The following is a 5,020-nucleotide window of genomic DNA, read 5'->3' as shown; positions in this document are numbered from 1 at the left end:
GATTATCGATGACAAACCTGACATCGCTTTATCCAAATTAATCGCTAACCTTAAAACAGTTAGTAGTCCCATTAATTAGAAAGGAATTTCCGGATTTGGCGGCAAAGTATTTCTACAATAAACCTTATTTTTGGACGGGAGGTTATTTCGTGGCTAGTTGTGGCGGCGTTACTGTCGAACAACTAAAAAAATACGTCGAGAACCAAAACTCCCCGAAAGTGGAAACGCTACCGCGTTAGTTTTATTCTGGTGGCGATTTATCTCCCGTTAACCGCTACGCAGTTTAACGGGAGTCCTCTCGCGACCTTGAGATAGCAGAAGGCAGATGGCAGCAGGCAGCAGGAAAATCCTTGCCAGAACCGGATTTTAGCGATTTAGATTGTCCTAACCAACTTGTTGTTTGTGATCAAACCCCAAAACCGCAAAACCCTAAAACCCCATCCCCCAATACCCAAAACCCTTCCCCTAGGGCGGCAAACTAGGTTAAGATCTGGTCTAATGGCATGATATAACTTTTTTAACTAGCTATCAGCGTTCAGCTAATAGGTAAGCTGCGGTGGTAAGTCCCAATTCCCCACCCTATGCCTAGTCGGAAAGCTGATGGCTTAACTTCTTGTCCTGATCGTTAATTTGCCTTGGTTTTAGGAGACCACAACTGCAATGAAGAATCTTGTTCGTCTGCTGGCGGTAATTGCCTTGATTATCGGGAGTTTTTGGGGCAAAGTTCCTGCTCAAGCTCTCAATCTCACCTCGAGCGCCCTTCCCTCTCTTCCTGTGGCGGTCTTAAATGCGGCCGATGCCAAACTAACTACAGAATTTGGGGCGAAAATCGACCTCAATAACAGTGATATTCGCGATTTCCGGGACTTGAGAGGGTTCTATCCCAATTTAGCCGGTAAAATCATCAAAAACGCCCCCTACCAAGAAGTGGAAGATGTCCTCAATATCCCCGGACTCTCGGCCACTCAAAAAGAGCGTTTACAGGCTAATCTGGAGAAATTTACCGTTACTGAGCCTTCTAAAGAATTTATCGAGGGTGATGACCGTTTTAACCCCGGAGTTTACTAAATCCAGTTAATTGCGGTTTTAAAAAAATTCCAAGGTGAGCGATCGCTCACCTTTTTCAGTGATCAGCTTCTGAAGGCAAGAGGCAAAAGAAAGAATCTGGCATACTGCCCTAAGGAAAGACTGGCGATTTTTGCCAGAGCTATAGAGAAATGGAATGCTAGAATGAATAGAATTTATCAATTCATCCCTCAATGGTCGTTTCCTCGCAACTGCCGAGTTATCAAGATGTTTTAGTGGTGGGATCGGGAGCGGCGGGATTGTATGCCGCGCTGTGTTTACCCCCTAACTTGAAGGTGGGTTTAATTACCAAAGAAGATTTAAAAACTGGGGCTAGTGATTGGGCGCAGGGAGGAATTGCGGCGGCCACGTCCCCCCAGGATTCCCCCGTTTTCCATTTAGAAGATACCCTGAAAGCTGGAGCAGGCTTATGCGATCGCTATGCCGTGCAGTTTTTAGTCGAGAAAGCCCCCCAAGCGATCGCTGATTTGCTGCGGTTAGGAGTTAGTTTTGATCGCTCTGGAGACGACTTAGCCCGCACTCTTGAGGCTGCCCACTCCCAGGCCAGGGTGCTGCACGCAGCCGATCGCACGGGGAGAGCGATCGTCAGTACCCTGATGGAAAAAGTGGTCGAACGCCCCAATATTACCATTATTCCCCAAGCGATCGCGCTGAAACTCTGGCTTGACCCGGAAGGGCAACGCTGTCAAGGTATTTGTTTACTCCATCAAGATCATCTCTGTTGGCTGCGAGCGCAAGCAGTCATTCTGGCTACGGGAGGCGGCGGTCAAGTCTACGCCCAAACCACTAATCCCGCCGTTAGCACGGGGGATGGAGTCGCCCTGGCTTGGCGTGCTGGGGCAGTGATTCGCGACCCGGAATTTTTTCAGTTTCACCCCACCGCTTTGACTGTGCCGGGGGCACCGCGGTTTTTAATTAGTGAAGCGGTGCGCGGCGAAGGAGCGCATTTAATTGATGCCCGGGGGCGGCGTTTTGCCTTCGATTACCATCCGGCCGGAGAATTGGCCCCCCGGGATGTGGTGAGTCGGGCGATTTTTAGCCATTTGCAGAAAACCTCCGACGATCCCGCCCATGCCAAAGTATATCTAGATTTAAGACCAATCGAACCGGATCGTCTGCGTTATCGTTTCCCTAATATTATCCGCATCTGTCAAAAATGGGGCATTAATGTGCTTGAGGATGTGATTCCGGTCGCCCCCGCCGCTCACTATTGGATGGGAGGAGTGGCCACAGATTTAAACGCCCGCACTTCTCTATCCGGTTTGTATGCGATCGGCGAAGCTGCTAGTACAGGTGTTCATGGAGCCAATCGTTTAGCCAGTAATTCTCTCTTGGAATGTATTGTCTTTGCGGCAAATTTAGTTGCAATAGGTCTAGAGCCAGAAAACTTTCGTGGGGAAAGACCAGAAAAACCCTTAGAAATTGCGGAAAACTGGCAGGAAGAACAGGAAGACTGGCAAAAAGTACGGAGAGAATTACCGATTTTAATGTGGGAAAATGCGGGAATTTGCCGATTTCAAAATGAGTTAGAAATTGCTATCCTACGGGTGCAACAGTGGAAACAACAGTTACATTCCTTAAAGATGGGCCAATTTCTCCAGAATCTTCTCCCCGACAAAGAACAATTATTTTTGTGTCCCTCGGTGCAGTTAGAAATAAGAATAGCGATCGAGACGTTAAATCTTCTAGACATCGCCGACTTAATTCTGGAAAGTGCCTTATTACGAGCAGAAAGCCGAGGCGGTCACTATCGGGGCGATTATCCAGAAACCGTAGCTAATTGGCAATTCCACACGACTATTCAAGGTCGAACAGGGCGCAAAACGCCTGTGCAAGCTTAATTAAGCCAGTTTTTCACAGATAATCCCTAAGCTCTAAACAGTGGACTCTATCCTCGCTCCTAGGAGCCGTACTATTCGCCCCACGCTCACCGAGGGCTTTTCCCAATCATCGCAGTCTATGACCCATCTCTGGAGTTCAGTGCTTTTCATTTATGGCTTTTAGGCTATTATAACTTTTACCCCCCCCCTAAACAGTTACATTAATTCTATGATCAAACCCAATTTCCTATTGTTGTTAGCTATCGGTGTGAGCAGTTGGGGTCATAATTTCCAGACTTTACCCACGGCTAACGCTCAAACTCCCCCTAGGTTAGAGCAACCCCAGACTGTGGCCACTTACGATCAGTTGATGAAAGCTGGTTACGAAGCCACAGCCCAAAAAAATTACCAACTCGCCCTAGAAAAATTTCAACAAGCTCTGGCACAACGTCCGAACGATACATCTGCTCAAAATGCGATCGCTAATATGCAGAAGTATCTAGGTCAAAACGCCACGGCCGCCAACGCAGCCGCCGGAAATGAGACTTCACCAATACCGTTAATTGCTGGCTCGGCTCTGTTATCGATCGCTTTATTGGCAGCTTTACTATCGCTTTTCTTTCAATACCGTCCCAAGGGCAAAGCCTCAAAACCGCGCAAAAAGACAACTTACGTCACTCCTAAAAACCCACTCGACAACTTTTCTAGGGGCAATGGCAATTCCTTCGATACGGACAGCAACACCGGCAGTGACATTAATGACAATTGGGAGGAGGATTTCGAGCCTTCTTTGCCCGTACAAGCTACCTCCCGTATCCCAAACGCAGACTTAATCCTGAGTTTGATTGAAAGTCTCCGCGATGACGATCCCCGCACCCGCAGACGGGCGGTTTGGAAACTGGCACAAATGTCCGATTCTAGGGCAATGCAGCCTTTAGTCGATAGTATGGTGGATGGGGATTCCTACGAACGCAGTTTAACCCTAGAAGCCCTCGCTCAAATCTGTACCCGCTCCCTGCGACCGATGAACCAAGCTTTGGCTATCTCTCTCCAGGATAAAAATCCCCAAGTGCGGAAAAATGCTATCCGGGATTTAACCAGACTCTACGATATCATGTCTCAGATCAGTCAATTAATTTGTCATGCCCTCGATGATTCCGATGAAGAAGTGCAAGAAACAGCACGCTGGGCAATCAGACAGTTAAATCTGCAATTACCGCCCCGTTTAGATATTGCTCCCCTAGAAACCACTGGTGAACCGGAAGATGATGACGTACAGGATACTTCCTTCACTGAAACCACACCCACAGAGGTGCAAAATTGAGTCGAAAACTGTTATTTATCTCCACCCCCGGGGGATTTTTGGGTTCGGGGGGCGGCGGTGGCGTAGAATTAACTCTTTATAATCTCGCTCGCACTCTAACTAAGCAAGGCTATCCGGTGCGGGTAGTGGCTCCAGAAGCCTCGCAGTTGCATGATATTCCCTTAATCACTATAGCAGGAAATGCCCAGATTTCCGCCCAAAGTCAGGGCCGGCAAGCCCCGATTTTAATGCCCGAAAATGCCGTTTTGGCCAATATGTGGCACTACGCCCAACAGATACAAAATCAGTACGATTTAATTATTAATTTTGCCTAGGATTGGCTCCCTTTTTATCTCACTCCTTTTTTTGCCACTCCCGTCGCCCATTTAGTCAGCATGGCTTCCGTTTCTTTGGCGATGGATCATATTATTCAAAAAACCTACAGCAATTTTCCCCATTTACTCGCTTTTCACACCCTCGCCCAAGCAGAAACTTTCTCCCTCTCTCCCCCCTATCGCTGTTTGGCTAATGGTTTAGACGTATCTTTGTATCAGTTTCGGGCCGATTCCTCCCCCTGTCTAGCCTGGGTGGGACGGATTGCCCCGGAAAAAGCTTTAGAGGATGCGATCGCCGCTTGTCAACAGTTAGGCGTCCCTTTACGGGTTTTCGGTCATCGAAAATTTTGGGTCTGAAACCCCGTCGTTCTACGACGGCTTTACCGTTAAATACTAGCGCATTTACCAAATATATGCCAGAATGTGAGACATGGAAAAAGCCTATTCGTTTCGATTTTACCCCACACCCGAACAAG

The 5,020-nt window shown here is 47.9% G+C and carries 4 protein-coding genes and 2 pseudogenes; all 6 read left to right on the top strand.

Annotated elements, in window-relative coordinates; genetic code table 11:
* Positions 1 to 239 (top strand): annotated as a pseudogene (locus IM322_RS08905) (IS200/IS605 family transposase); the annotation flags it as partial.
* A 421-nt stretch (positions 240 to 660) separates the two neighbouring features.
* Positions 661 to 1,068 carry a photosystem II complex extrinsic protein PsbU gene (gene psbU, locus IM322_RS08900; protein WP_287675419.1) on the top strand — a complete coding sequence of 136 codons (408 nt, stop codon included), beginning with the start codon at positions 661 to 663 and terminating at the stop codon, positions 1,066 to 1,068.
* A 191-nt stretch (positions 1,069 to 1,259) separates the two neighbouring features.
* Positions 1,260 to 2,927: an L-aspartate oxidase gene (gene nadB / locus IM322_RS08895; RefSeq protein ID WP_287675418.1), complete on the top strand. Its 1,668-nt coding sequence runs from the start codon at positions 1,260 to 1,262 to the stop codon at positions 2,925 to 2,927.
* Between the two features lie 208 nt (positions 2,928 to 3,135).
* Positions 3,136 to 4,230, top strand: coding sequence for a HEAT repeat domain-containing protein (locus tag IM322_RS08890; RefSeq protein WP_287675417.1), 1,095 nt, complete (start codon positions 3,136 to 3,138; stop codon positions 4,228 to 4,230).
* Positions 4,227 to 4,883: pseudogene (locus tag IM322_RS23295) on the top strand (glycosyltransferase); the annotation flags it as partial. The gene IM322_RS08890 and the pseudogene IM322_RS23295, both read left to right, overlap by 4 nt.
* A 91-nt stretch (positions 4,884 to 4,974) precedes the next feature.
* Positions 4,975 to 5,020 (top strand): helix-turn-helix domain-containing protein (locus tag IM322_RS23290; RefSeq protein ID WP_353737100.1); only part of this gene is annotated, 46 nt, incomplete at its 3' end.

The sequence above is a fragment of the Microcystis sp. M109S1 genome, assembly GCF_020247025.1.
Classification (GTDB): Bacteria; Cyanobacteriota; Cyanobacteriia; order Cyanobacteriales; family Microcystaceae; genus Microcystis.
This window is presented reverse-complemented; position numbering and strand designations above follow the sequence as displayed.

Coding starts and splice junctions, on each gene's coding strand:
- nadB (WP_287675418.1), top strand. CDS start 1,260: ATGGTCGTTTCCTCGCAACTGCCGAGTTATCAAGATGTTTTAGTGGTG.
- IM322_RS08890 (WP_287675417.1), top strand. CDS start 3,136: ATGATCAAACCCAATTTCCTATTGTTGTTAGCTATCGGTGTGAGCAGT.
- psbU (WP_287675419.1), top strand. CDS start 661: ATGAAGAATCTTGTTCGTCTGCTGGCGGTAATTGCCTTGATTATCGGG.